The organism is Microbacterium resistens NBRC 103078 (genome assembly GCF_001552355.1).
In the GTDB taxonomy this organism is placed as follows: Bacteria; Actinomycetota; Actinomycetes; order Actinomycetales; family Microbacteriaceae; genus Microbacterium; species Microbacterium resistens.
The window spans coordinates 1-24,077 of sequence record NZ_BCRA01000044.1 but is presented as its reverse complement, the minus strand read 5'-3'; the positions used below and the strand labels follow the sequence as shown (position 1 = coordinate 24,077).

General features: G+C 72.6%; 26 protein-coding genes and 1 tRNA gene. 9 read left to right on the top strand and 18 right to left on the bottom strand.

The genetic code is table 11. From position 1 onward, the window contains the following. Positions 1-948, bottom strand: a 948-nt coding sequence (locus MR1_RS08885) for an aminotransferase class V-fold PLP-dependent enzyme (protein ID WP_067245169.1), incomplete at its 3' end; no start/stop codon positions are given. 53 nt (positions 949-1,001) lie between these two features. Next, positions 1,002-1,784: an isoprenyl transferase gene (locus MR1_RS08880; protein WP_067245167.1), complete on the bottom strand. Its 783-nt coding sequence runs from the start codon at positions 1,782-1,784 to the stop codon at positions 1,002-1,004. 119 nt (positions 1,785-1,903) lie between these two features. On the opposite strand from MR1_RS08880, the gene trhA reads away from it, so the two are divergent. Next, entirely contained in the window at positions 1,904-2,641 is a 738-nt protein-coding gene (trhA, locus tag MR1_RS08875) for a PAQR family membrane homeostasis protein TrhA (RefSeq protein ID WP_067245165.1), read from the top strand. Here trhA and MR1_RS08870 read toward each other — a convergent pair. Continuing rightward, positions 2,621-2,935: a hypothetical protein gene (locus MR1_RS08870; protein WP_067245164.1), complete on the bottom strand. Its 315-nt coding sequence runs from the start codon at positions 2,933-2,935 to the stop codon at positions 2,621-2,623. The two genes, trhA and MR1_RS08870, sit on opposite strands and share 21 nt — an antisense overlap. A 66-nt stretch (positions 2,936-3,001) precedes the next feature. Between MR1_RS08870 and MR1_RS08865 the strand changes: the two genes are divergently transcribed. After that, entirely contained in the window at positions 3,002-3,388 is a 387-nt protein-coding gene (locus MR1_RS08865; protein WP_067245162.1) for a DUF4307 domain-containing protein, read from the top strand. Between the two features lie 97 nt (positions 3,389-3,485). Then, entirely contained in the window at positions 3,486-3,974 is a 489-nt protein-coding gene (gene greA / locus MR1_RS08860; protein ID WP_067245160.1) for a transcription elongation factor GreA, read from the top strand. A 72-nt stretch (positions 3,975-4,046) separates the two neighbouring features. Here greA and ilvA read toward each other — a convergent pair whose 3' ends face one another. After that, positions 4,047-5,360 carry a threonine ammonia-lyase gene (gene ilvA / locus MR1_RS08855; RefSeq protein ID WP_084344481.1) on the bottom strand — a complete coding sequence of 438 codons (1,314 nt, stop codon included), beginning with the start codon at positions 5,358-5,360 and terminating at the stop codon, positions 4,047-4,049. Further along, entirely contained in the window at positions 5,357-6,559 is a 1,203-nt protein-coding gene (locus MR1_RS08850) for an AI-2E family transporter (RefSeq protein ID WP_067245158.1), read from the bottom strand. Before MR1_RS08850 ends, ilvA begins: the two co-directional genes overlap by 4 nt. A 99-nt stretch (positions 6,560-6,658) precedes the next feature. Between MR1_RS08850 and MR1_RS08845 the strand changes: the two genes are divergently transcribed. Together MR1_RS08845 and MR1_RS08840 are read left to right on the top strand one after the other, a co-directional pair. Continuing rightward, positions 6,659-8,011 (top strand): winged helix-turn-helix domain-containing protein, encoded by a 1,353-nt coding sequence (locus MR1_RS08845; RefSeq protein ID WP_084344480.1) that lies wholly within the window; start codon positions 6,659-6,661, stop codon positions 8,009-8,011. Then, positions 8,008-8,931, top strand: a complete 924-nt coding sequence (locus MR1_RS08840; RefSeq protein ID WP_067245156.1) for a hypothetical protein — start codon at positions 8,008-8,010, stop codon at positions 8,929-8,931. Before MR1_RS08845 ends, MR1_RS08840 begins: the two co-directional genes overlap by 4 nt. Positions 8,932-9,022: 91 nt before the next feature. Here the strand turns inward: MR1_RS08840 and MR1_RS08835 are convergent, their stop codons facing one another. The 3 genes from MR1_RS08835 to MR1_RS08825 all read right to left on the bottom strand — a co-directional run bounded on the left by MR1_RS08835 (position 9,023) and on the right by MR1_RS08825 (position 12,236). Then, positions 9,023-9,601, bottom strand: a complete 579-nt coding sequence (locus MR1_RS08835; protein WP_067245154.1) for a LemA family protein — start codon at positions 9,599-9,601, stop codon at positions 9,023-9,025. A 77-nt stretch (positions 9,602-9,678) separates the two neighbouring features. Next, positions 9,679-10,992 (bottom strand): D-arabinono-1,4-lactone oxidase, encoded by a 1,314-nt coding sequence (locus MR1_RS08830; RefSeq protein WP_067245152.1) that lies wholly within the window; start codon positions 10,990-10,992, stop codon positions 9,679-9,681. Further along, on the bottom strand, positions 10,989-12,236 hold the full coding sequence (locus MR1_RS08825; RefSeq protein ID WP_084344479.1) for an alanine racemase: 1,248 nt from the start codon (positions 12,234-12,236) through the stop codon (positions 10,989-10,991). Before MR1_RS08825 ends, MR1_RS08830 begins: the two co-directional genes overlap by 4 nt. Positions 12,237-12,329: 93 nt before the next feature. Between MR1_RS08825 and MR1_RS08820 the strand changes: the two genes are divergently transcribed. Both MR1_RS08820 and MR1_RS08815 read left to right on the top strand, forming a co-directional pair. Further along, positions 12,330-12,402, top strand: a tRNA-Leu gene (locus tag MR1_RS08820). A 1-nt stretch (position 12,403) separates the two neighbouring features. Next, a complete protein-coding gene (locus MR1_RS08815; protein ID WP_067245150.1) occupies positions 12,404-13,003 on the top strand; it encodes a rhomboid family intramembrane serine protease in 600 nt (199 codons plus the stop codon). A 52-nt stretch (positions 13,004-13,055) separates the two neighbouring features. Here MR1_RS08815 and MR1_RS08810 read toward each other — a convergent pair whose 3' ends face one another. From MR1_RS08810 to MR1_RS08770, 9 genes are all read right to left on the bottom strand, one after another. Next, entirely contained in the window at positions 13,056-14,579 is a 1,524-nt protein-coding gene (locus MR1_RS08810; protein ID WP_084344478.1) for an NAD(P)/FAD-dependent oxidoreductase, read from the bottom strand. A gap of 41 nt (positions 14,580-14,620) precedes the next feature. Beyond that, entirely contained in the window at positions 14,621-15,925 is a 1,305-nt protein-coding gene (locus MR1_RS08805; protein ID WP_067245147.1) for a S8 family serine peptidase, read from the bottom strand. Between the two features lie 10 nt (positions 15,926-15,935). Continuing rightward, entirely contained in the window at positions 15,936-16,469 is a 534-nt protein-coding gene (locus tag MR1_RS08800) for a DUF501 domain-containing protein (RefSeq protein ID WP_067245145.1), read from the bottom strand. A 59-nt stretch (positions 16,470-16,528) separates the two neighbouring features. Continuing rightward, positions 16,529-17,098, bottom strand: a complete 570-nt coding sequence (locus MR1_RS08795) for an FtsB family cell division protein (RefSeq protein WP_174522524.1) — start codon at positions 17,096-17,098, stop codon at positions 16,529-16,531. Between the two features lie 59 nt (positions 17,099-17,157). Continuing rightward, entirely contained in the window at positions 17,158-18,438 is a 1,281-nt protein-coding gene (eno, locus tag MR1_RS08790) for a phosphopyruvate hydratase (protein WP_067245142.1), read from the bottom strand. 100 nt (positions 18,439-18,538) lie between these two features. Then, entirely contained in the window at positions 18,539-19,204 is a 666-nt protein-coding gene (locus tag MR1_RS08785) for an O-methyltransferase (RefSeq protein ID WP_067245140.1), read from the bottom strand. 32 nt (positions 19,205-19,236) lie between these two features. Further along, complete coding sequence (locus MR1_RS08780; protein WP_084344477.1) at positions 19,237-20,316, bottom strand: CPBP family intramembrane glutamic endopeptidase; 1,080 nt, start codon at positions 20,314-20,316, stop codon at positions 19,237-19,239. A gap of 56 nt (positions 20,317-20,372) precedes the next feature. After that, entirely contained in the window at positions 20,373-21,479 is a 1,107-nt protein-coding gene (locus MR1_RS08775; RefSeq protein WP_067245138.1) for a DUF1648 domain-containing protein, read from the bottom strand. Then, a complete protein-coding gene (locus tag MR1_RS08770) occupies positions 21,476-21,874 on the bottom strand; it encodes a GntR family transcriptional regulator (RefSeq protein ID WP_067245135.1) in 399 nt (132 codons plus the stop codon). The genes MR1_RS08775 and MR1_RS08770 overlap by 4 nt, the downstream gene beginning before the upstream one ends. A gap of 98 nt (positions 21,875-21,972) precedes the next feature. Between MR1_RS08770 and MR1_RS08765 the strand changes: the two genes are divergently transcribed. Both MR1_RS08765 and MR1_RS08760 read left to right on the top strand, forming a co-directional pair. After that, on the top strand, positions 21,973-22,443 hold the full coding sequence (locus MR1_RS08765) for a DUF4442 domain-containing protein (protein WP_067245132.1): 471 nt from the start codon (positions 21,973-21,975) through the stop codon (positions 22,441-22,443). 49 nt (positions 22,444-22,492) lie between these two features. Continuing rightward, entirely contained in the window at positions 22,493-23,761 is a 1,269-nt protein-coding gene (locus MR1_RS08760; protein WP_067245130.1) for an APC family permease, read from the top strand. Here the strand turns inward: MR1_RS08760 and MR1_RS08755 are convergent. Beyond that, the coding region (locus MR1_RS08755; RefSeq protein WP_157517980.1) for a helix-turn-helix transcriptional regulator at positions 23,712-24,077 on the bottom strand (366 nt) is incomplete at its 5' end. The two genes, MR1_RS08760 and MR1_RS08755, sit on opposite strands and share 50 nt — an antisense overlap.

Sequence of the window (24,077 nt, the reverse complement as noted above, 5' to 3'; positions counted from 1 at the left end):
GACCCCGGCCCGTCTCGCGGGGTCCCGGGGCGAGACGACCGGCACCCGATGGCGGTCCAGCACGTCCAGGACGGCGTCCACCCGCTCCTCCACCCGCCGCGCCACGGCGCCGACGCCCGCCGCGGCGGTCTCGCTCACGGCGGCCGCGAGACGGCCGGCGGCCAGCGGATCGGGACTGCTCACCGCGTACGCGCGCCCGGTGGGCGCGGGGTCGGGGATCACATCGGCGAAGTAGCCCGCGGCGGACGTCCCGGCGAAGCCGCTCAGCACCGGGGCGATCCGTTCCCGGGCGGAGGGAGCGAAGCGCGCGAACCCGGTGCCCCGGCCCGCACGCAGCCACTTGTACCCGTGACCGACCACGACGTCGGCGAGCGCCCAGTCCTCCGCCACGACGCCGAAGGACTGCACGGCGTCGACGATCAGGAGTCGATCCGGCCCGAGCGCTTCCCGCAGAGCCGCCAGATCCGCCCGGTGACCGGTGCGGAAGTCCACGTGGCTGACGGCGAGCGCGGTGACGTCGTCGTCGAGGGCGTCACGGACGACGGCGGCCGTCACGACGGCATCCGCGGGGCGGATCCACCTCGGCGCCAGAGCGCCCCGCGACGCCTCAGCGGCACGGGCGAGCGCCACGGTGATGCTCGGGAACTCGGCCGTCGAACAGACGACGTGGCCCGAGAGCCCCGCGAAGGCGTGCTGCAGAGCGGGTCCGGAGGCGGAGTGGAGGGAGATGTCGTCCTCCGCGGCCCCGAGGAGCCCGGCGAGTCCGCGTCGGGCCTCCCCCTCGCGCGCCCACACGGCGGCGAGCGCCGCCGGACGGCCATCGGCCTGCCGTTCGGCGTCCGCGATCAGAGCGGTGCGGGCCGCCGGGGACAACGGGCCGAACGCGGCCCAGTTCAGGTAGCCGTCCGTGCCGGCGAAGGAGTCGACGTAGTCCTCGAGCGCACCCATCCGGCCATTCTGCCCGAGGGGGACCCGCGGTCGGGACGACCGGACGCGCGGCGTCACTTGCCGAAGCGGCGATCCCGGTCGGCGTAGTCGCGGATGGCGCGCAGGAAGTCCACCTCGCGGAGGTCCGGACCGAGCGCCTCGACGAAGTAGAACTCGCTGTGGGCGCTCTGCCAGAGGAGGAAGTCGCTCAGCCGCTGCTCGCCGCTGGTCCGGATGACGAGGTCCGGGTCCGGCTGCCCGCCCGTGTAAAGATGCTCCCCGATCATCTCCGGGGTCAGATGCGCGGCGAGGTCCTCGAGCGTACCCCCGGAGGCCTCGTGCTGCACGATGATGCTCCGCACGGCGTCCACGATCTCGTTGCGCCCGCCGTACCCGACGGCCAGGTTCACGTGGAGCCCCGTGTTCTCGCGAGTGCGCTCCTCCGCGTCGGCGAGCACGCGGGCCAACGGTTCGGGCAGGATCTCGGCACGCCCCACGTGCTTCACCCTCCAGGTCGGCTGGTGCGACAGCGAGTCGGCGAGCTCGCCGATGATCTCGATGAGGTCGGCCAGCTCCCGCGGGTCGCGCTTGAGGAGGTTGTCCGCGGAGAGGAGGTACAGCGAGACGACGCGGATCCCGAGGTCGTCGCACCACTGCAGGAACTCCCGCATCTTCGCCGCCCCGGCGCGGTGCCCGTGCGCGGCGGACTCGTAGCCGAGCTGGCGCGCCCACCGCCGGTTGCCGTCGATCATCATCGCCACGTGATGGGGCATGGTCGCCGGGTCGAGGCGACGCCGCAGTCGCCGACCGTACAACCGGTAGAGCGGTCCGCTCCCCTGTTCTGACCGTGCACTCACTCCCCTACGCTACCGCGCGCACCCCGCCTCCGCGGGGACGGTCGGCGGACCCCGTACGGGCGAGCGTCGCCTGTGAATATGTGCCGACGGCGGCATGGGCGGGCGCTTAGAGTGAACAGATGAGCAGCGCGAACCCGAACGCCGCCCCCGACCTCCCTCAGCTGCCGCTCATGGAGGCTGCGGCCACGGACGCACAGGCGGACATCAAGCCGACCTGGCGGGGCTGGATCCACGCGGGCACCTTCCCCGTCGCGATCGCCGCCGGCGTCGTCCTCATCGTGCTCGCACAGGGGGTCCCCGCCAAGTGGGCCGCGGCCGTGTTCATGGCGACGTCCCTGCTGCTGTTCGGCAACTCCGCCGTGTACCACCGGTTCAACTGGGGTCCTCGCGTGAAGGTCGTGCTCAAGCGCATCGACCACGCAAACATCCTGCTCCTGATCGCGGGGACGTACACGCCGATCGCCGTCCTCGCGCTTCCCCCGGACAAGGGGATCCTCCTGCTGTCGCTCGTCTGGAGCGGCGCGATCCTGGGGATCCTGTTCCGCGTGTTCTGGATCCACGCGCCGCGCTGGCTGTACGTCGCGCTCTACCTGCTGCTCGGGTGGGCCGCGGTGATGTACATCGTGGACCTCGTCCTCGCTAACGTCGCGATGATGGTGCTCGTGTGCGTCGGCGGCGTGCTCTACACGCTCGGCGCCGTGGTCTACGCGATGAAGCGCCCGAACCCGTCTCCCGGCCACTTCGGGTTCCACGAGATCTTCCACGTGTGCACGGTCCTGGCGTTCCTCTGCCACTGGACCGCGTGCCTGCTCATCGCGTTGGCGCCGGCGTCGCCCTCACTCGGTCTTCCCGGCTGAGCCCCGCGGTCCGTCGCCTGCGGCGTCCTCCGGATCCACCGCCTGGTCGTCCGCCGTCGTCGCCTCCACGGCCGCGTCGGCCTGCGCCTCCGCGTCCAGCTCGGCACGGACCTCCTCGCGGTAGCGCACGCGGCGGATCCGGCGCTGCATGTCCCAGATGAGGACGACGACCCCGATCACCAGGATCGCGACGATCGCGAAGCCCCAGGGCCCCGGCGTCACCAGTTCCGGGTCCACCGTCGGTGTCGGGGTCGGAGACGGCGACACCGCCGCCCGCACGAGCGCATCGATCATGTGTCCGCCCTTCCTGGCCCCACGCGTTAGCCTGGAATCCAGCCTAACGATCGGAAGACCCCACCCGTGACCACGCCCGCCCAGCTCGACGAGCGCTACGGCCGCACCCGACGCGGCAGGCTTCCCTGGATCATCGGCGGCGCCCTCGCCGCGGTCGTGATCGTCGTCGCCGGATGGATCACCGTGCGCTCCACGGCGGATCAGGTCGACGTGACCGGCACGGGATTCGAGGTGCTCGACGATCACGCCGTGACCGTCTCCTTCCAGATCACCGCTCCGCGGGATCGCGACGTGCACTGCATCGTCGAGGCCCAGGACGAGGAGTTCGGCATCGTGGGATGGCGCGTGGTCGACTACCCGGCCTCCGCGGAGCACTCACGGGCGTACACCGAGAAGGTCCCCACCGTCGCTCTCGCGACGACGAGTTTGGTTAACACCTGCTGGGTCGAATAGGCTCGTCACGATCAACGACGCCCCGGCACGGTGCCGGGGCGTCTTGCCATATCCCCGCAGGCCGTCGCCGCAGGGATCCGAATTAAGGAGTATCGCCGTGTCGAACGACGCTCAGGTCCCCTTCCTCACTCAGGACGCGTACGACCGCCTCGTCGCCGAGCTGGAGCACCTGTCCACCGTCGGCCGCGAGGAGATCGCCAAGCGCATCGAAGCGGCTCGCGAGGAGGGCGACCTCAAGGAGAACGGCGGGTACCACGCCGCCAAGGACGAGCAGGGCAAGCAGGAGGCCCGGATCCGCACCCTGGAGCAGCTGCTGAAGACCGCCAAGGTCGGCGAGGCGCCGGCCAGCCGCGGCATCGTGGAGCCCGGCACCGTCGTCACCGCCATCGTCGCGGGCGGCGAGGAGGTCTTCCTCCTCGGCAGCCGCGAGATCGCCGGCGGCACGGACCTCGACGTCTACAGCGAGGCGAGCCCGCTGGGCAGCGCCATCCAGGGCCTCAAGGTCGGCGAGAAGACCTCGTACGAGGCCCCGAACGGCCGGATGATCGACGTGGAGATCGTCAAGGTCGAGACCTTCGCCGGCTGACGCTCTCCGCGGCGCCTGCCCACACGACACCGCCCCTCTCCGATCCGGAGAGGGGCGGTGTCGTGTGCGCGGTCAGTCCGGGACGACGATCGGCTCGAAGCCTGCGGCCCGCAGCGTGTCGAGCGTGAGCTCGGAGTGCTCGGGGCCCCGCGTCTCCACGCTGAGCTCCAGGATGACGTCGCTGATCTGCAGTCCGTGTCCGTGGCGGGTGTGCATGGCCTCGATGACGTTCGCGCCGGCCTGCGCGATGAGCTCCGACACGCGCGCGAGCTGTCCCGGCCGGTCCGGAAGGGGGATCCGGATCGTGAGGTAGCGGCCCGAGGCCGCAAGGCCGTGGGAGACGATCCGCTGCAGCAGGAGGGGGTCGATGTTGCCGCCGGACAGGACGGAGACCGTCGTCCCGGTGCCCGTCACCTTGCCGGCCAGGATCGCCGCGACGCCGACGGCCCCCGCAGGCTCCACGACGACCTTCGCCTGCTCCAGCAGGACCAGCAGCGCGCGGGCGATGTCGTCGTCGCTGACGGTGACGACCTCGTCCACGAGCTCCCGGGCGATCTCGAACGGCACGTCGCCGGGCTTGGCCACGAGGATCCCGTCCGCGATCGTCGGGCGGGTGACGATCTCGACGGGCTCCCCCGCTCCGAGGGAGGGCGGCATGGCGGCGGCGTTCTCCGCCTGCACGCCGATGACGCGCACGATGCGACCCGCCCGCGCCGCCGACGCCTTGACGGCCGCGGCGACGCCCGCGATCAGGCCGCCCCCGCCGATGCCCATGATGACGGTGTCGACCTCCGGGACGTCCGCCACGATCTCCAGCCCGAGAGTGCCCTGCCCGATGACCACGTCGCGGTGGTCGAAGGGGTGGATGAGGACCGCGCCGGTGCGTTCGGCGAACTCCGCGGCCAGCCGCAGCGAGGTCGCCACGGTCTCGCCCTCCAGCACCACGTCGGCGCCGTAGCCGCGCGTGGCCAGGAGCTTGGGCACCGGGACGCCGATCGGCATGAAGATCGTCGCGCGGATGCCCAGGGCCTGCGCGGCGAGCGCGACGCCCTGCGCGTGGTTCCCGGCCGATGCGGCCACGACCCCGCGTGCCCGCTCCTCGGCGGTGAGCCGTGACAGGCGGTGCACGGCGCCGCGGATCTTGAACGACCCGGTCCGCTGCAGGTTCTCCATCTTCAGCAGGACGGGCGACCCCAGGACGTCTCCGACGGCGCGCGACGGCAGCGTCGGCGTGTGCGTGACCACGCCGTCCAGTCCGCGCGCGGCCTCCTCGATCTCCGCCAGGGACGGTACCGCGGTCGGGGTCGATCCGGGCCGGGGATCCGTGTGGTCGTTCTGCACCGTGTGCTCGCTCCTCGTCGTCGTGGTCGGGTCCGCGGGGGTCATCGGGCCTCCCCGCTGCGTGGTCGTCGTGGGGCGGGGACGGTCCGCCAGATGTAGTCGCCGTGCGGATCGGCGCCGGTGCGCCAGGCGCCGCTCGCGATCGTCACCGCCGCGACGTTCGCGAACGCGGCGAGGGGCACGGCGAACAGAGCGCCGGGGATCCCGGCGATCATCGCACCGCCGGCCACGACGAGGACGACGGCGAGCGGATGCACCTTGACGGCCGAGCCCATGAGGATCGGCTGGAGCACGTGTCCCTCCAGCTGCTGGACGCCGAGGACCACCACGAGCATCCACAGGGCGATCCATGGCCCGTTGTAGACGAGGGCCAGGAACACCGCGAGGGCCCCGGTGACGACGGCCCCGACGATCGGGATGAAGGAGCCGAGGAACACCAGGACCGCCACGGGCACGGCCAGCGGCACCCCGAGCAGGAAGGCGCCCAGCCCGATGCCGGTGGCGTCGATCGTCGCCACCAGCAGCTGGGTCCGCGCGTAGTTCATCACCGTCGCCCAGCCGTTGCGTGCGGCGGCGTCCGCGGCGGGACGCCCGGCCTTCGGGAAGAGCTTGAGCGTCCAGCGCCAGATCCCGGCGCCGTCCGCGAGGAGGCAGATGAGGATGAACAGCGCGAGCACCGCGCCGGTCGCGACGTGCCCGAAGGTCGTGCCGATGGCCAGGGCGCCGGACCACAACGCCTCGCCCTGCTCCTGCAGCAGGGCCATGCCCTGGTCGATGTACGCCTCGATCTGCGCGGCGGACAGGTGGAAGGGCCCCTCGATGAGGAAGGTCCGCAGATCCTCCACGGCCGTCGCGGTGCGGGCCTGGACCTCTCCCCACTGCTGGCGGATCTGCCAGATCGCCAGCCACAGCAGACCCACGACGATGACCAGGGTGCCGACGAGCGACACGGTCACCGCGAGCCAGCGCGGGAACCGCTTCCGCAGCATCCACGCGAACGCCGGCCACAGCAGAGCGGTCACGAGGATGGCGACCATCAACGGGATCACCAGGAGCTTCAGGAGCATGATGAGCCAGATCAGCACTCCCGCGGCGGCCGCGATCACCAGGAACCGCCACGAGTACGCGGTGGCGATGCGCAGACCGGAGGGAAGTCCCTGGTCCACCTCGCCGGACACGGTGCGATTCTGGAGCAGCTCGCGCAGGCGCTGACGGCCTGTCTCGTTCGAACGCCGGTCGCTCATCCGCCAAGTCTACGGGCAGGGCCCGGCTCGTGCGGGCGTGCACGACCACATGCGCCGGGCCCCGCGGCGGTGTCGGAGCCGGCGGGTACGCTGGCCCGCGTGACCGACACCCTCAGCTCCGCCGAGGCCCGGCGCGTCGCCCTCGGCGCGCAGGGTCTGTCCCGACGACGTCCCGCATCCCCGCAGGCACGCCACCTGCACACGGCGATGCAGCGCATGGGGGTGCTGCAGATCGACTCGGTCAACGTCTTCGCCCGGTCGCACTACCTGCCCCTGTTCTCCCGCCTCGGCGCGTACGATCCCGCCGTCCTGGACCGTGCGTTCCTGCGCCCCTCGTCCCGGTACGTCGAGTACCTGGCGCACGAGGCGACCTTCGTCCCTGCGGACGACTGGGCCCTGTGGCGCTTCCGGATGGACGACTTCCGCGCGAAGTACGGCGGCGACGCCTACCGGGGGTCTCCGCGCACGCTGGACGCGGTGCGCGCCGAGCTCCGCGAGCGCGGCCCCTCCCGACCGGCCGACATCCGCGGGGAGGCACCGCGTCCCCGCGGGCCCTGGTGGGACTGGGACGAGGTCAAGCACGCCCTGGAGTTCCTCTGGCGCGTCGGTGAGGTCGCGATCGCCGGGCGCGTGGGTTTCGAGCGGCGCTACGCACTGGCCGAGGACGTGATCCCCGCCGAGGTCCGCGCCCGGGAGATCCCCCGGGAGGACGCCGTGCGCGAGCTCGTGCGTCGGGCCGTCCGCGCGCACGGAGTGGGCACGGCCGCCGACATCGCCGACTACTATCGCCTCCGGGACCGGCCGCTGGTGCAGCGGTCGCTGCGGGATCTCGAGGACGCCGGCGAGGTGCGTCCGGTGCGGGTCCGGGGATGGGAGCGCGGCGGACGCGCGCTGCCGGCGTGGATCCACGCGGAGGCGGTCCTCCCCCGTCGCATCGACGCGACGGCCCTGCTGACCCCGTTCGACCCCGTGGTGTGGTTCCGCGAGCGTGCCCTGCGGGCGTTCGAACTGGACTATCGGATCGAGATCTACACCCCGGCCCACAAACGCCGTTACGGCTACTACTCCCTCCCCGTGCTCGTCGGGGACCGGATCGCCGCGCGGGTGGACCTCAAGGCCGAGCGCGCGACCGAGACCCTGCGCGTGCAGTCGGCCTGGTGGGAGCCGCAGGCCCGCCCCGCGGAGGACGCGCCCCGCATCGCCGAGGAGCTGCGTCTCGCCGCCGCCTGGCAGCGGCTCGCTCACCTGTCGGTCTCGCACTGGGGCGACGCGAGCGACGACCTCGCGGATGCGCTCCGCGTCGGCGGCACGGTCTCTCGCCACGCCGTCGATCGACGCCCCCTGCACTCGAGCGGGGCGCCCTCGGGATCCCCGACGGCGCCCGAGGACCGAGAGCCCGATGACGCGGCGCGCGAGGTCGGCGACGCGGACGAGACGGAGCCCGCGGCGTGACGTCCGCCCCGGCTCGGTCCCGCCGAGGGCGGCTCGTCGCGATCGCTCTGACGCTCCTGGTGCTGGTTGGCGGGGGCGCGCTCTGGTGGTCGGTCTCCCGTCCGCCCGCATCGGCGGCGGACACCGCGCTGGCGGTGTTCCGCGCGATCGCGGACGGAGACGCGGACGCGGTCAGGGCCTTCGGCGGCGAGGTCGACGAGCGTGCCGCGGACGCGCTGGAGGCCGCGCGCGAGCGTCCGAGCGCGCCCCGCGTCCTCACCGCGTCGGAGCGCGGGGACGAGGCGCGGGTCCGCGTGTCCTTCACGCTGGACGGCCGGGAGCACGAGACGGACGCGCGGCTCGAACGTCGGGACGGCACGTGGAGGCTGACGGACGCGCCCGTCGGCGGGCTGCTCGTGTCCCGCCTCTGGGGCGGCGCCCGGATCGGCACGACGCCGCTCGGCGAGGCCGATGATCCGGTGGCGCTGCTTCCCGGCGTGTACGACGTGGCCTCGGCGCCCGCCTCCCTCGTGTCGGGCGAGGCGCGCGCGGTGGTGCTCCCCGGTGAGGAGGCCGCCGTCTCCCTGCGCCCGCGGCTCACCGAGGAGGGCGTCGCGAGCGCCCGTGCGCAGCTCGAGGACTATCTGACCGGCTGCACGCAGACGGCGTCCGCCGGGTCCCCGCCCGAGCACTGCGGGATCCGGGTGCCCTGGGCCGCCGACCTGTCGACGCTGGATCGCCTGAGCTTCCGCATCGAACGGATGCCGGCGCTGGAACTGGACCCGCCGTCGTTCTCCGCCACCGGCGGCGTCCTCGTCGCGACCGCCGAGGGGACGGACCGCGCCGGGTCTGCGGCGTCGGTCACCTACCGGACGGACGCATGGAACGTCTACGGCGACGTCCGTGTGGACGCAGAAGTGATCCGGCTCGCCGTGCGCTGAGCCGATCACGCGGCTCGGAACGCCTCCGGGGAGACGCGCAGAGGTCCCGCGCCCTCTTCGGACGCGGGACCTCTCGCGGGCGGTTCTCGCCTCAGAACTGGACGCGCGGCGGCTCGGCGATCGCGGCGCCGTCCACGACCTCGAAGAACTCCCGTTCGGAGAATCCGAGGTTCCGTGCGAACAGGTTGTTCGGGAAGACCTTGATCTTCGTGTTCAGCTCGCGGACGCCGCCGTTGTAGAAGCGGCGCGATGCCTGCACCTTGTCCTCGGTGTCGACGAGGGCGTGCTGGACCTGCAGGAAGTTCTGGCTGGCCTGGAGCTGCGGGTACGCCTCGGCGACCGCGAACAGGCTCTTCAGGGCCTGCTGGAGGTGTCCTTCCGCGACCCCCGCCTCCGCCGGGCCGTTCGCCGAGAGCGTCTCGGCGCGCGCGCGGGTGACGTTCTCGAACACGGCCTTCTCGTGCGCGGCGTACCCCTTCACCGTCTCGATGAGGTTGGGGATGAGGTCGGCGCGCCTCTTGAGCTGCACGGTGATGTCGCTCCAGGCCTCGTCCACGCGGACGTTGAGCTGCACGAGCGAGTTGTACGTCGACCACAGGTAGATGCCGACGACGACGGCCAGGACGATGATCACACCGACGACGATGAATACCGGAATGAGCCCTTCCATGGATCCCGGCCCCCCTTTCAGCTCTTTCGGCCCATCCTATCCCCGCGGCCCCGAGCGCCCGCTGGACGCCGATGTGGTCAGTCGCCGAGCACCCGCGTCAGGTAGGCGTTCCCGAAGCGCCGCCTCGGGTCGAGCCGGTCGCGGAGCGCGACGAAGTCGTCGAAGCGCGGGTAACGCTCCCGGAGCGCGTCGCGGTCCAGACCGTGGAGCTTGCCCCAGTGCGGGCGTCCGCCGTGGTCCAGGCAGATCCGCTCGACGGCGTCGAAGTACTCCCGCGGGTCGTGCCGCCAGTACCGGTGGACGGCGATGTATGCGCTGTCGCGGCCGTGCGCGGTCGACAGCCACCGGTCGTCGGCCGCGGCGAAGCGCACCTCGACGGGGAACTCGATCCGCCATCCGCGCCGTGCGATGAGGGCGCGGATCTCCTCGAAGGCGGGTACCACCTGGTCTTTCGGGAGGGCGTACTCCATCTCCCGGAAGCGCACGGTGCGCCGCTGCGTGAGCACGCGGTGGGAGAGGTCCGTGTACTCGCGGTTCCCGGTCAGTCTCACCGCGAGACGGTTGAACGGCGCAGTGATCGGCGACGCCACGACGCCGGCGGCGCACACGAGCCGGTAGACCCCGTTGGACAGCAGCGTCTCGTCCACCCACCGGCCGACCGGCGGCAGCGGATGGCGCACCGCCGATTCGGGAAGCCGCTCGGTCGTCTTCGTGAGCGCCACGTCCGTGTGCGGGAACCAGTAGAACTCGAAGTGGTCGGCGGCCGCCGCGAGCTCGTGCACGCGCTCCAGCGTCTCCTCCAGCGGCGCCGGCGCGTCGACGGCGTGCATCACGAACGCGGGGACGCACTGGAGGGTGACCTCGACGAGCACCCCGAGTGCGCCCAGGCCCAGGGCGATCGCGGGCAGGAGCTCGGGCTGATGCTCCTCGTCGACGCGCAGGAACTCCCCCGAGGCGGTGATGAGCGTCGCCCCGACGACCTGGGTCGCGAGCCCGCCGAACCCTGTCCCCGTGCCGTGCGTGCCGGTCGAGATCGCCCCCGAGATCGACTGCCGGTCGATGTCGCCGAGGTTCTCCATCGCGAGCCCGTACGGGGCGAGGAGCCGCGGGATCCGGTGCAGCCGGGTTCCGGCGAGGAGCGTCACCCGGCGCCGGGCCTCGTCGACGGCGGTCACGCCCTGGAGGTCGTCCAGCTCGAGCAGGACGTCCGGGCCGACGGCGATGCCGGTGAAGCTGTGACCGGCGCCGACGGCCTTCACCCGCAGGCCCTGGCGGGCCGCGGCGACGACCGCGCGCTGCACGCCCTCGGGCGTGCGGGGACGCTCGACCCGCACGGGACGGACGGACGCGGTCCGCCCCCAGTTCTGCCAGATCCCGCCGGGACGTGTCACAGGAACGCCTTTCCCTCGCCGCGATAGGTGGGCAGTTCGTCGACGACGCGATCGCCGTCAACGAGGTGGTACCGGTCGAGGCGCTCGGAGGCCTCTCCGCTCTTGGCGTGACGGAACCACACCCGGTCCCCGGCGCGGAGCTCCGCCGCCGCCGGCCCCTGGAGGGGTGTCTGCACCTCTCCCGCGGCCTCCCTCGTCATCGTGCGCAGCCCCTCGGGCCAGACCGCCCGCGGCTGGCGCGACGCGAGCGCGGGTCCCGACGCGATCCACCCGCCGCCCAGGACCGTGGCGATGTCCGGCGCCGGCCGACGGACGACGTCGAACGCGATCGCCGCGGCGGGAGCCGGATCGAAGGCCCGGTAGCCGTCGAAGAGATGGCCCGCGAGGAGTCCGCTTCCCGCCGTGATCTCGCTGAGCGCGTCGTCGGCGCCGGAGAACTCGAGCGACCCGGTGCCGCCGCCGGTGACGAACTCCAGCGGCACGAGGGAGCGCACGGCGTCGGCGATCGCGGTGCGGCGGACCCGGAGCTCCTGTCGCGACCGCGCCTGCACCGAGCGGATCAGCGCGTCGCCGCTGCCGGTGTCGTCGCCCTGGCCGGCGATCTGCGCCTCGTACATCTGCAGGCCGACGAGGCGGAACCCGTCCCTCTCGGCGACCGCCCGCGCGAACCGCAGGGTCTCGTCCGGATGATGCAGCGGCGAACGGCGGACGCCGACATGGCCGAGGGCGGCCGTCCGCCAGGACGCGTCCACGTCGATCGCGACGCGGACCGGCGGACGCCCGCGCGGCGGGGCGACCGCATCGATGAGATCGAGATGCTCGACCGCGTCGACCATGAGCGTGATGCGCGAGGCCGCCTGCTCGTCCGCCAGCAGGCGGGCCAGCGCCGTCCGGTCGACCGTCGGGTACGCGACGACGATGTCGTCGTGCTCCTCGGCGAGCCACAGCGCCTCGGGGAGAGTGAAGGCGAGCAGCCCGCGGTAGCCGGGGACCCGCAGTGCCGCATCGATCACAGCGCGGACCCGGACCGACTTCGTCGCGACCCGGATCGGTCGTCCTGCCACACGCGCGACCATGTCGAGGGCGTTGTACCGGAGCGCGGCGAGATCGATCACGCCCACGGGCGCGGGCAGGTGCGCCGTCGCCGCGGTCAGTCGCGGCCACCAGGAGGCCGGGTCGTGCCACGGCGGACGAGCGGGGCGCGGCGCCGGAGAGCCGACTCGGTCACCGATGAGGTCGAGCACTCCCCCACCATAACGGCCTTCCGGTCGGGGCCGCGCCGGGCACGGACGCACCGAGCGGCGGCGGCTAGGCTCGGAGGGCCGTCCGTCGCGGACGCCCCCGTAGCCCAACGGCAGAGGCAGGCGACTTAAACTCGCTTCAGTCTGGGTTCGAATCCCAGCGGGGGCACATGAGAGGTCCCCGCCCCCGTCGCACCTCGGCCCTCGCTCCACTGCTCGCCCCCGTCGTGCTGCTCGCCGTGATGTGGGCCGTTCAGATCGCCGACGCGGTGCTTCCGGGCAGCTTCACGGTGTGGGGGCTGCGGTCCTGGGACCCGAGCGGCCTGCCCGGCATCGTCGTCGGGCCGCTGCTGCACGCGGGCTGGGCGCATCTCATCGGCAACAGCCTGCCGTTCCTCGTTCTCGGCGCGCTCGTGGCGGTGGAGGGGGCCGGCCGGTTCTGGCTCGTGACCGTCGTCGTGGCCGTCGTCGGCGGTGCCGGGACCTGGCTGCTGACCCCGCCGGGAACCGTGACCGTGGGTGCGTCAGGACTGGTCTTCGGCTTCTTCGCCTACGTGCTCTGTCGCGTCCTCGTCGCCCGGTCCATGGGGCATCGGATCGCCTATGCTCTCGTCGCGCTCGTCGTCATGGCGTTGTACGGGGGCTCCATGCTCGCGGGCATCGTCGCGGTGCCCGCCGGAGTCTCGTGGCAGGCGCACCTGTTCGGGGCGATCGGCGGCATCGTCGCCGCCCTGCTCACCCGACCGCGACGCACGAGTCCCACCCCCTGACACGGGGAACGCCCCGGTCCTCGCGGGTCCCGGGGCGTTCTCCGTCAGGCGGTCAGCTCGCAGCCGCCTCGGCCTTCTTCGGCGCGGACTTCTTCGCCGGAGCCTTCTTCACGGGCTTCGCCTCATCCGCCGGCTTCGCCTCGTCCGCGGGCTTCGCCGGCGTCGCGGCCTTCGCCGGTGCCTTCTTCGCGGGCGCCGCCTTCTCCGCCGCCGGGGCCGCCGCCTTGGGCGTGGCCGAGGGCGCCGCGTCCGCGGCCGGGCGCGGCCGCGCCGCGAACTCCTCGAACACGTAGCGCGGGTTCTGCACCGTCTCGAGGTTCACGAGGTCGCGACCGAGCCACAGGTTGTGCCACCAGCCCCACAGCACGCGCCACTTGCGCTCCCACGAGGGGATCGCCAGACCGTGGTATCCGCGGTGCGCGACCCAGGCCACGAAGCCCTTCAGCGCGATCTTGCCGGACTGGAAGACGCCGTTGTACAGACCGAGACCGGCCACGGCGCCCAGGTTCTTGTGGACGTACTGCTTGGTCTCCTCACCGCGCAGGACGGCGACGAGGTTCTTCGCGAGCAGCTTGGCCTGACGGACCGCGTGCTGGGCGTTGGGCACGCAGTAACCGCCCACGCCGCCGCCGGTCAGATCCGGCACGGCCGAGACGTCGCCCGCGGCCCACGCACCCTCGACGGCCTCCTCCTCGGTGCCGACGCGCAGGTCGGCACGCGTGCGGATGCGGCCGCGCTCCTCGACGGGGAGGTCCCCGCCGCGGACGACCGTCGGGTTCGCCATCACACCGGCGGTCCACACGATGAGGTCCGTCGGGATCACCTCGCCGGTGGAGAGCTCGACGTTGCCGTCGATCGCACCGGTCACCTGGGTGTCGAGGTGCACGTTCGCGCCGCGCCTGGCGAGATCCTTGAGCACCCACTCGCTCGTCTTCAGCGACACCTCCGGCATGATCCGGCCCATCGCCTCGATGAGGTGGAAGTGCGTGTCCTCGAACGAGATCTGCGGGTACTTCGACACCAGGGCGGACGAGAGCGAGCGCAGCTCCGCGAACACCTCGATGCCGGCGAAGCCGCCGCCCACGACGACCACGCTGAGCAGGCGGTCCCGCTCGGGGCCGGCCGGGAGGGACGCGGCCTTGTCGAAGTTCGACATCAGCTTGTCGCGGATCGCGACGGCCTCCTCGATCGTCTTCAGGCCGATCGCGTTGTCCGCGATGCCCGGGATCGGGAAGGTGCGCGACACCGCGCCGGCGGTGACCACGATGTGGTCGTACGCGAACTCGTACGGCTCGCCGGCGGGCGGCGTGATGGTCGCGACCTTGTTGGCGTGATCGATGCCGGTGACCTTGGCGGTGACGACGTGGGTCCGCTTGAGGTGGCGACGGTGTGCGACGACCGAGTGGCGCGCCTCGATCGAGCCCGCGGCGACCTCCGGCAGGAAGGGCTGGTAGGTCATGTAGGGCAGCGGGTCGACCATCGTGACCTCGGCCTCGCCCTTGCGCAGGTGCTTCTCCAGCTTCCAGGCGGTGTAGAACCCCGCATAACCTCCGCCGACAATCAGGATCTTGGGCACAGAAGAATTCTTCGCCACAGGGGGACAACTCCTCGTCGTCGTCAGGGACTTGGCGTGCGTCGGGCGCGCGCCGATCGGATGCGCCGGGCAGCTGCGGTGACGCCAAGCCCGATAAGAATACCAGGCAGAGTGACCGCGATGAGCGGCAGGGTACCGTACAGCAGCGAATCGGCGCTGGGGATCAGCGGGGAACCGGGCACGGTGGGCGGTTCGGCGGCCTCCAGCGGCGGGATGCTCACCGGCGCGCTGGTCGGCTGCGGGACCTCCGGAGCCTCGCCGCGCCGGTGCAGCCGGATCCACTCCGTCAGCTCGTCCTTCGGGCTCGTGTCCACGGGGTCCACGGCCGCGTTCACAGCCGCCTCGGCGTCGACGAGACCGTACCCGTACAGCGGGTCGGGCCGCTGCGTGGCGGCCGGCGCCGGACGGGCCGTGCGGGTGATCCGGTTGATCACGTCGCCGGCGTCGAGGTCCGGGTGCGCGGCGCGGACCAGGGCGGCGATCCCCGCGACGATCGGTGCCGCGCCGCTGGTGCCGTTCCACGACTTGACCTCGCCGTCGGCGGCGATGCCGAGCAGCCCCTCGCTCGGCGCGGACACGCCGATCGTGATGCCCTGCGTCGAGGCGGAGCGGCTCGCCATCCCGTGCTGGTCCACGCCGCCGACCGTGAGCACGCCCGGGATCGTCGCCGGGGCGCCGACCTGCGTCGTCCCGCTGCCGCGGTTGCCGGCGGCCACGACGACGACCACGTCGTGCTCGTAGGCGTAGAGGAAGGCCTCGTCCCAGCTCGGGTCCCAGTCGAGCGTGTTGGTCGTGAAGGACAGGTTGATGACGTCCGCGCCGTGGTCCACGGCCCACACCATCGCATCGGCGACCTGCTTCGCGAACGGCACCGGCGCCGAGGAGCCGAATCCGAGAGAGATCGAGAGCAGGTCGGCCTCGGGCGCCACGCCGATCATCCCGCTGCCGTCGGCCTTCGGGCGCGCGGCGGCCAGCGACGCCACGAACGAACCGTGATCGCTGTCCAGCGGCCCCACCGGCGTTCGTCCGTCGGGACTGCCGAGGTCCGAGACGTCGGTGCCGTCCTTGACCGCGGCATCGAAGGCGGGTCCGCGGGCGACACCGGTGTCGATCACCGCGATCGTCACGCCCGCGCCGCGGGTGACCGCCCAGGCGTCCCGGATCTTCGCCCCGTCCAGCCAGTACTCGGCGGTCTGCACCGGGTCCGGCGTCGGGGTGGGCGTCGGGCTCGGGCTCGGCGTGGTCGCGATGAGCAGGGTGGACGCGGCGACCACGATGGCCGCCAGCGTCGTGCGCAGCAGGACCCGCGCTCCCCCCGTCGCGTTCATGGCGTCCTGGTCACTCCCCCGCAGGACCGGTTCCCGCGGCTGCGGGCTCATCGCACTCGCAGCGCTGCGGCGACCACCGCGAGCGCCGCAGCGCCTCGTCGCCGAGCGGGTTCACGCCGGGGCCCGCCGCGAGGGCATGACCGGCGAGGGCGTGCAGGCACTTCACGCGTGTGGGCATCCCACCCGCCGAGACACCCGCGATCTCCGGGACCTCGCCGTACTGCGCACGGTCGGCGAGGTAGGAGTCATGCGCGCGACGGTAGGCGTCCGCGACCCCCTCGTCGTCCAGCATCGCGGCGATCTCGGGCATCACCTGGCCCGCCTCGAGCGCCGACATGGCGGCGGTGGCAACGGGATGCGTGAGGTAGTAGAACGTCGGGAACGGGGTGCCGTCCGCCAGGCGCGGGGACGTCGCGACCACCGTCGGGTTGCCGCACACGCAGCGCGCGGCGATGCCGACGACCCCGCGCGCGGCGCGACCGAGCTGTGCGGAGACGACGGCGATCTCGGCGTCCGTGGGCGGAGCGAAGGCGGGGGCGGTCACCCCTCCAGCGTACGGGAGGCGGCTGTGATCTCCGTGAGGACCGCCGGGCTCCGAAGGGCTCAGGGGGCCGGGGTCTGGTCGCCCTCCGCGGGCTCCCCGGACGAGCCCGCGGGGGCTTCGGTCGCGGTCCGGGCCAGGCCCGCCGCGGTGAGCGAGCGCAGCAGCTGCGGCGCCCAGTCCGAGGGCTTCTCCTCGATCGTGTCGCTGACGGGCTCGGGGTCGCGCGGAACCGCCGCGGGATCCAGGTCGTCGTCCACGAGGTAGACGACCTCGCCCGGACGGAAGTAGTAGAGGCGCTCGCGCGCCTGCGTGGTGATGTAGGCCGGATCGTTCCATCGCTCGCGTTCGAGCTCGAGCTCGGCGATCCGGTCCTTGCTGACCTGCACGGACTGCTCGAGCGCGGCGATCTTCTGTCGCTGGTCGAGGTACGTCCCGAGGGTCGGCACGAGCACCCAGGCCCCCAGGATCACCAGCGACAGCATGATGACCATGAAGCCGGACAGCCGGATCCCGCCCACCCAGCCGCGCGCGTCGATCCCGGCGGCGCTGGAGCGGCGTCCCGCCCGAGCCGCAGCCTGCGGGCTGCGCCGCTCCGGGGACGCCGAAGGGGGAGCCGGCCGTCGTGCCATGACTCCCCCTTCGTCGAGATCCGTGCGGGTCGGAGACCCTCGTCCGTTCGCGGCCCCGATCAGGCCGTGAAGCGCGGGAAGGCGGATCGCCCGGCGAACACCGCGGCGTCGCCCAGCTCCTCCTCGATGCGCAGAAGCTGATTGTACTTCGCCACCCGCTCGCTCCGGGCAGGCGCACCGGCCTTGATCTGGCCCGCGTTGGTGGCGACCACGAGGTCCGCGATCGTGGTGTCCTCCGTCTCGCCGGAGCGGTGCGAGAGCATCGCCGTGTAGCCGGAGCGCTGCGCCAGGCTGACCGCGTCGAGGGTCTCGGTGAGCGTGCCGATCTGGTTGACCTTCACGAGCAGCGAGTTCGCGACGCCGCGCGAGATGCCGTCCGCCAAGCGCTGCGGGTTGGTGACGAAGAGGTCGTCGCCGACGAGCTGCACCTTGGTGCCCAGGGCGTCGGTGAGGGCCTTCCAGTTGTCCCAGTCGTCCTCGGCGAGCGCGTCCTCGATCGTGACGATCGGGTAGTCGTTCACCAGGCCGACGTAGTACTCGGTGAGGGCCGCGGCGTCCCAGTCCTTGTTGTCGAGGCGGTACACGCCGTCGGCGAAGAACTCGGTGGCCGCGACGTCCAGGCCGAGCGCGATGTCGGTGCCCGGGGTGAAGCCGGCCTTCTCGATGGCCTTGACGAGGAAGTCCAGCCCCTCGCGGTTGCTGGGCAGATCCGGGGCGAAGCCGCCCTCGTCGCCGAGCCCGGTGGCGTATCCGGCGGCCTTCAGCTCGGCCTTCAGCACGTGGTACGTCTCCACGCCCCAGCGCAGCGACTCGGCGTACGTCTCGGCGCCGATCGGGGCGAGGAAGAACTCCTGCATGTCGATGCCGTTGTCGGCGTGCTCTCCGCCGTTGATGACGTTGAACAGCGGCACCGGCAGCACGTGCGCGTTCGGGCCGCCGAGGTAGCGGAACAGCGGGAGGTCCGCGGAGTCGGCCGCCGCCTTCGCCACGGCGAGGCTCACGCCCAGGATGGCGTTGGCGCCGACACGCTTCTTGTTGTCGGTGCCGTCGACCTCGATGAGGATCTCGTCGACGATGCGCTGCTCGCTCGCCTCGACGCCCTCGATGGCGGGGCCCAGCTCGTCGATGACGGCCTCGACCGCCTTCTGCACGCCCTTGCCCGCGTAGCGGCCCTTGTCGCCGTCGCGCAGCTCGTACGCCTCGAAGGCGCCGGTCGATGCACCCGAGGGGACGGCGGCGCGCTGCACGATGCCGTCATCGAGGAGCACCTCCACCTCGACGGTCGGGTTGCCGCGTGAGTCGAGAATCTCGCGTGCGCCTACAGCCTCGATCAGTGCCACGGGTGTGCTCCTTGCTCGCAGGGGTGGAAGGGGGTGGAGCGGCGTCGGTCCGTGGGCCAGTCTAGCGACGCCGTGCCGATCCGAACGGCGAGGACGCGGATCAGAGGACGAGGGCGATCGCGACCCCGTCCCATCCCTTCATCCCCACCGTCTGCAGCGCCGTGGCGTCGAAGCGGGGGTCCTCGCCCAGCATGATCAGCCCCTCCCGGGTCCCCACGACCTTGGGGTCCGCGCTGTCGGGGTCGACGATGTCCCCGTCCCGGCCGATGTTGTCGAGGACCACGACGGTGCCGGGACGGCCGAGCCGGGCGGCCCAGTCCAGGTACAGCGTGTTGGACTCCTTGTCCGCGTCGATGAACACCAGGTCGAACGGCTCCTCCCGGATCAGCGTGGGGAGCACGTCCGCGCCCCGTCCGATCCGGATGTCCACGACGCCCCCGACGCCGGCCGCGTCGATGCTGGTGCGGGCGACGCGCGCGTTGCCCGGCTCGGCCTCGATCGTGACGACCCGCCCGCCGTCTCCGACCGCCCTGGCCATCCAGATGGTCGAATAGCCGCCCAGCGTGCCGATCTCCAGGACCCGTCGCGCCCCGCTCATCCGGACGAGGAGACCGAGGAGCTTTCCGGACACCGGTGCGACCTCGATCGCGGGCATGCCCGCCGCCTGCTGCGCGGCGAGGGCGGCCTCCAGGGCGGGGTCGTTCCCGACGAGGGTGTCGGCGAGGAAGTCGTCGGCGGCGCGCCAGTTCTGCGGAGTGGGTTCCATATGCTCAGCCAACTGCGCCGCTCCCCCGCCGGTCAAGCCTCTCGGTTCGGGGCGCTGCCCGGTGTTCCGGGGTCCACGGCGGCGTCCCGGGGCCCCGGAACGGACCCCGAAACCCTCGCCGGGGCGAGGGACGGCTGTCGGCGGAACTGCCCGGTGACCGCGAGGACCACGATCACCAGCGCGCAGACGATCCAGCCGGCGACGCCGAGCGGACCCGCCAGCGCCATGTCGAACGTCGTGCCGGCGAGGAAGAACCACCCGATCATCGCGCCCGAGGCGTTCAGCGCGCCGTGCGCGAACACCGCCGGCCACACCGAGGCGGAGCGCAGGCGCAGCCACCCCAGCAGGACGCCCCACGCGACGGCGCCGCCGATCATGAACAGCACGCCCGTGAGGTCCGTGCGACCGAAGTTGTACCCGAGCAGCACCACCGGGGCGTGCCAGAGACCCCAGACCACCCCGCTGACCAGCAGCGCCGGCCACGTGCCGTACCTCCGCAGCGCGGGAACGAGGAAGCCGCGCCAGCCGAGCTCCTCGCCGAAGGCGACGAGCGCGTTGATCGTCGCGGCGGCGATCGGGACGGACAGCAGCTGCGAGAGGATGACGACGATGGGCGGCGGGAGCGGCGTGCCCTCCGGCACCGAGGCTTCCAGGACCTGCGCGAACCCGGAGAATCCGGCGAGGTCGAGCTGCACCCAGCCGCACGCGGCCGCGACCGCGACCGAGGCGGCGACGAGCAGGATCGGCGCGAAGAGCGCGATCACGCTCAGCCAGACGACCCGCTTGGCGGGGCGCAGCGGCCACATCCCGAGGAACCGCAGACGCTCCCCGCGCGGCACCGGGCGCAGGATCAGCATCACGAGCACGACGGCGATCGCGGGCGTGAACATCATGAGCGACGCGAGGGGGCCGAACATCGGGCTCGCCAGCCCGTCGCCCAGCCACAGCGGGAGCGCGACGAGCCAGGCCAGCCCCAGCGCCAGCACGAGGAACGCGAGGGTCGGACCCAGGCCGACCCGGAACGGCTCCCTCGGCCCGCCGCTCGCGGGAACGGGCCCGGGGGCGCCGGGCGCCGCGGGAACGGGCGGGTCGGGAACGGGCGGATTCGTCATGCGGACTCCCTCTCGTCGGTGCTCATGTCTCATCGGTGCTCACGTCTCATCGGTGCTCACGTCTCATCGGTGCGCGGCACTCTCTCCCCGCGCCCTTCCGGCCCCGGGCTCTTCGCGGCCCGCAGGGTCTCCAGTACGGCGGCCGCCTCCCGTGCCCCGTCGACCGTGACCACGAACACGGTCCCGCCGACGCGGGTGACCTGCAGCGCCTCGCCCGCGCGCAGCACCACCCCGCGGCGACCGTCCATGGCCAGCCGCCATCCCCACCCGCCGAACTCGGCGAACGGGTTGAGGGGCACGACCTCCACCCGCGCGATGTCGGCGATCGGGATCCGCGTGTCGGGCCAGCCCACCACCGACCGGACCCGGAGGCCGTCGGCGTTGACCCGCACGCGGAAGGCGAAGCCGGACCCCGCAGCCACGAGGACGAGAAGCGTCGCGACGACCATGATCGCCGCGGGCCACCATTCACCGGTGTCCGCGGCGGTCGCCACGATGAAGGCCGTCAGCCCGGCCATCAGCAGCACCGCGACCCCGACGACCACCTGCCCCGCCCTCGCCATCGACGCGGAGCCGAACCAGACGACGCGCTCTCCGGCGCCGAGCGGCACGGTCCCGGGATCGGCGGGGCGGGGCTGCGCAGGCACCACCTTCGGCTGCAGGAACCAGCCGATCACCGCGACGACAGCGAGGATCCCGAACCCCGCGAACGTCCACGGCATGATCTCCGGCGCGTCCGCGGCGTCGTCCAATCCGCGCTGCACGCCCGCCGTCACGAGCGACAGCACGCCCATGAACACGCTCAGGCCGAGGTTCATGGCGCCGAGGAAGCGGGCGGTGACCGACCACTGAGGCTGACCCGTCCGATCCGAGACCACACCGCCCCCGCCGGACAGCATCGCGGGCGGCAGGCGGTGCGCGAACAGGGCGGTCGCCGCGAACAGGAGCACCAGGGCGATGCCGATGAGCGGGGTGATCAGCAGCATCGGCGGCGGCGCGAACCCGTCGGGGCCGCCGCCGGACCAGTGCACGGCCACAGGGTCCGGCAGCTCGGACAGCCACGCGGCCACCGTGCCGAAAGAGATCCCGAGGACGCCAAGCGGCACGATCACGCCGACCCAGACGAAGGCGGCGCGGGCGCGGCGGATGTCGGTGTCGGTCATGCGTTCTGCTCCTGGGTATCGGGGCGGCGGGGTGCGCGGGCGCGCCGCAACGCGGGTTCCTGGACGAGCGCGGCGAGCGCCCCGGCCGAGAGGCCGAGCGCTGCGGCCCGGTCCACCAGAGCCCGGATGTCGTCGTGCAACTCCTGGAGGGTCGCGGCGGAGGAAGCGATCACCGCGCCCCGGCCGCGGCGCAGATCGACGAGCCCCTCGTCACGGAGCTGCTGATAGGCGCGCAGCACGGTGTGCACGTTGATGCCCAGTCCCTCCGCGACCTCTCGGGCGGAGGGGAGCCTGTGGCCGGGCCGCAGGGATCCGAGCAGAATGTCGGCGCGCACGGAGGCGGCGATCTGCTCGAAGATCGGCCGGGTGCTCTCCTCGTCGATCCTGATCAGCATGCCACCCCCTTCCTTCAATTAATCTAGTGCAAATAGAACTATTGTCTCTACCCTCCAGAGAAGTCGGAGGCAGACCCGAGACGATCCACACTGGATCCATGCGCATCACCCCTCGCCGTCTCGCCGTGGGCATGAGCCTGTGGATCCCCAACCTCTTCAGCGGCATCCGCGTCCGCCGGTTCAGCGACGACTGGACCCACGCGACCGTGGAGCTGCACGTCAACGTCTTCACCCGCAACTACGTCAAGACCGCCTTCGGCGGATCCATGTCCGCGATGACCGACCCGTACTTCTTCATGCTCGTCATGCACCAGCTCGGCCGGGACTACGTGGTGTGGGACACCAAGGGCGAGATCGAGTTCCTCAAGCCGGGACGCGGGGTCCTGACCGCGCAGTTCCACGTGCCGACGGAGCAGGCGGACCGGATCCGGGAGCGAGCGCGGGGCGGCGCCAAGGTCCTGGAGTGGTTCGAGACGGAGATCACCGACCGATCCGGCGACGTCGTCGCGCGGGTCCGCCGCGAGGTCTACGTCCGCGAGAAGAAGCGGGTGACCGCCGCCCGCGCCTGAACACCGGGCACGACACCGCCCGTTCACCGCGTCGTGCCACGATGGGCGGGTGCCGCTCGCCCGCCGACTCACCCTCTCCGACGCCGTCTCCATCGGGCTCGGATCCATGATCGGCGCGGGGGTCTTCGCGGTCTGGGGTCCGGCGACGGGTGCCGCCGGGCAGGCGCTCGTCATCGCCCTCGTGATCGCGGCGGTGGTGGCGTACGGCAACGCGACGTCCTCCGCACAGCTCGCCGCCGCCCATCCCGTCTCGGGCGGGACCTACGCCTACGGCCGCGCCGAGCTCGGTCCGTGGTGGGGCTTCATCGCCGGCTGGTGCTTCGTCATCGGCAAGCTCGCCAGCTGCGCGGCGATGGCCCTGACCTTCGCCGCCTACGCCGCGCCGGCGGCATGGCGCACTCCGGCGGCGCTGGCGGCCGTGGCGGCGCTCACCGCGGTCACCTGCGTCGGGATCACACGGACGGCCCGGCTGACGCAGATCCTCGTCGCCGTGACCCTGACCGGGCTCGCCGCGGTCGTCGTCGCCGCCGGGACGACCCTGTCCCACGCCGCGCCCGAGCCGCTGCCGGACCCCACCGTCTACGGCGTCCTGCAGGGCGCCGGCCTGCTGTTCTTCGCTTTCGCCGGTTATGCGCGCATCGCCACCATGGGCGAGGAGGTCGTCGACCCCGCGCGAACGATCCCGCGGGCGATCGGCATCGCCCTGCCCGTCGCCCTGGCCGTCTACGTCGTCGTCGGCGGGGCGGTCCTGCTCGTCCAGGGCGGAGCCGTCGTCGGCTCCGCCTCGCCGCTCGCCGACGTGATGTCGTCCGCCGGATGGGGACCCGCCGGCGACGCGGTCGTGCGCGTCGCCGCCTCCGCCGCCTCCCTCGGCGCCCTGCTCGCCCTGCTGACCGGCATCGGCCGGACCTCGCTCGCGATGGCCCGCGAGCACGACCTTCCCGGGTTCCTCGCCCGGGTGGACGCGCGTCATCATGTGCCGGTGCGGGCGCAGCTCGCCGCGGGGGCGGTCGTGCTCGGGATCGTCGCCGTCGCGGACGTGCGCGGCGCGATCGGGTTCTCGTCGTTCGGCGTGCTCCTGTACTACTTCGTCGCGAACGCGGCCGCGCTCGCGCAGGGACCCGGGGCGCGGCGCTACCCGCGGGCGCTCGCGGTGATCGGGGCCGTCGGCTGCGCCGTGCTCGTGCTGACGCTGCCCCCGGCGTCCGCCCTCGCGGGCACGGGGGTGGTGATCGTCGGCGTCCTGATCCGCGCGCTGCGGCTCCGGTTCACCGCTCCTCCGTCGTCCCCGACACCGAGCGGTACTCCGACGGGGTGAGCCCGAGCACCGCCCGGAACTCGTTCGTCAGGTGCGCATGGTCGGCGTATCCGTACTCCGCTGCGAGCGCGGCGAGGTCGTCCGCGCGTCCCGCACGCACCGCCTGAGCCGCCTCCTGCAACCGGCGCCGGCGGATGATCGCGGCAGGGGGCAGGCCGACGAACCGGTGCGCCATCCGCTGCAGCGTGCGGACCGACACGGACAGCCGCGCGGCCGCCTGCTCGGGCGTCCGCACGGTCGCGTCGCCCAGGAGCAGGTCGGCCATGGCGTTCGCCTGTCGGGCGGCCTCCCCCGGCGGCCCCGAGCGAGCCGCCAG

Excerpts from the sequence above, each read along its gene's own strand:
- trhA (WP_067245165.1), top strand. The coding sequence starts at position 1,904 with ATGAGCAGCGCGAACCCGAACGCCGCCCCCGACCTCCCTCAGCTGCCG.
- MR1_RS08870 (WP_067245164.1), bottom strand. The coding sequence starts at position 2,935 with ATGATCGATGCGCTCGTGCGGGCGGCGGTGTCGCCGTCTCCGACCCCG.
- ilvA (WP_084344481.1), bottom strand. The coding sequence starts at position 5,360 with ATGACCCCCGCGGACCCGACCACGACGACGAGGAGCGAGCACACGGTG.
- MR1_RS08850 (WP_067245158.1), bottom strand. The coding sequence starts at position 6,559 with ATGAGCGACCGGCGTTCGAACGAGACAGGCCGTCAGCGCCTGCGCGAG.
- MR1_RS08835 (WP_067245154.1), bottom strand. The coding sequence starts at position 9,601 with ATGGAAGGGCTCATTCCGGTATTCATCGTCGTCGGTGTGATCATCGTC.
- MR1_RS08815 (WP_067245150.1), top strand. The coding sequence starts at position 12,404 with ATGAGAGGTCCCCGCCCCCGTCGCACCTCGGCCCTCGCTCCACTGCTC.
- MR1_RS08805 (WP_067245147.1), bottom strand. The coding sequence starts at position 15,925 with ATGAACGCGACGGGGGGAGCGCGGGTCCTGCTGCGCACGACGCTGGCG.
- MR1_RS08795 (WP_174522524.1), bottom strand. The coding sequence starts at position 17,098 with ATGGCACGACGGCCGGCTCCCCCTTCGGCGTCCCCGGAGCGGCGCAGC.
- MR1_RS08785 (WP_067245140.1), bottom strand. The coding sequence starts at position 19,204 with ATGGAACCCACTCCGCAGAACTGGCGCGCCGCCGACGACTTCCTCGCC.
- MR1_RS08780 (WP_084344477.1), bottom strand. The coding sequence starts at position 20,316 with ATGACGAATCCGCCCGTTCCCGACCCGCCCGTTCCCGCGGCGCCCGGC.
- MR1_RS08775 (WP_067245138.1), bottom strand. The coding sequence starts at position 21,479 with ATGACCGACACCGACATCCGCCGCGCCCGCGCCGCCTTCGTCTGGGTC.
- MR1_RS08770 (WP_067245135.1), bottom strand. The coding sequence starts at position 21,874 with ATGCTGATCAGGATCGACGAGGAGAGCACCCGGCCGATCTTCGAGCAG.
- MR1_RS08765 (WP_067245132.1), top strand. The coding sequence starts at position 21,973 with ATGCGCATCACCCCTCGCCGTCTCGCCGTGGGCATGAGCCTGTGGATC.